This is a genomic window from Pseudomonas sp. NPDC086112, assembly GCF_044746425.1.
In the GTDB taxonomy this organism is placed as follows: Bacteria; Pseudomonadota; Gammaproteobacteria; order Pseudomonadales; family Pseudomonadaceae; genus Aquipseudomonas.
In genome coordinates, this window is the sequence record NZ_JBIVCD010000086.1 from 2,643 (window position 1) to 3,840 (window position 1,198).

At 60.4% G+C, this 1,198-nt stretch carries 1 pseudogene; it reads left to right on the forward strand.

From position 1 onward, the window contains the following. Positions 1-1,146, forward strand: a pseudogene (locus ACIPLA_RS27995) (RNA polymerase sigma factor region1.1 domain-containing protein); the annotation flags it as partial. Positions 1,147-1,198 lie beyond the last annotated feature (52 nt).

Genomic DNA, 1,198 nt, shown 5'->3' on the forward strand with positions numbered 1-1,198 from the left:
GGAAAAGCGCCACAGCAGTCTCGAATCAAAGAGTAGCTCACACTTGGTCGTGAGCAGGGCTACCTGACTTACGCGGAGGTCAACGCCCACCTGCCGGAGGATATTTCAGATCCGGAACAGGTGGAAGACATCATCCGCATGATTAATGACATGGGGATCAACGTATTCGAGGTTGCGCCAGATAAGGATTCCCTTATGCTGGCCGACGCCGATACCGACGAAGCCGCGGCCGAAGAGGCAGCAGCAGCGTTGGCAGCGGTCGAGACCGACATTGGTCGCACCACCGACCCAGTGCGCATGTACATGCGTGAAATGGGTACGGTAGAGCTCCTCACACGTGAAGGCGAAATCGAAATCGCCAAGCGTATTGAAGAGGGCATCCGCGAAGTGATGGGCGCAATCGCGCACTTCCCTGGCACGGTTGACCATATTCTCTCCGAGTACACTCGCGTCACCACCGAAGGTGGCCGCCTGTCCGACGTCCTGAGTGGTTATATCGACCCGGACGACGGCATTGCGCCGCCTGCAGCCGAAGTGCCGCCGCCTGTCGACCCGAAAGCCGTGAAAGCGGACGACGACACCGACGACGATGACGCCGAAGCGAGCGATGACGAAGAAGAAGCCGAAAGCGGTCCGGATCCGGTCATCGCCGCACAGCGCTTTGGCGCTGTCGCCGATCAGATGGAAATCACCCGCAAGGCCCTGAAAAAGCACGGTCGTGGCAATAAGCTGGCAATTGCCGAGCTGGTAGTCCTGGCTGAGCTGTTCATGCCGATCAAACTGGTTCCGAAGCAATTCGAAGGCCTGGTCGAGCGTGTTCGCAGTGCCCTGGATCGTCTGCGTCAGCAAGAGCGCGCGATCATGCAACTTTGCGTACGTGATGCCCGCATGCCGCGTGCCGACTTCCTGCGCCAGTTCCCGGGCAACGAAGTCGACGAAAGCTGGACCGACGCACTGGCCAAAGGCAAAAGCAAATACGCTGAAGCCATTGGTCGCCTGCAACCGGACATCATTCGTTGCCAGCAGAAGCTGACCGCGCTGCAAACCGAAACAGGTTTGACGATCGCCGAGATCAAGGACATCAACCGTCGCATGTCGATCGGTGAGGCCAAGGCCCGCCGCGCGAAGAAAGAGAGGGTGGAGGCGTAGGTGCGGGGGGTGAGCTCCCGCGGCCCGATGGCCGCCGCCGGGGGGGGGC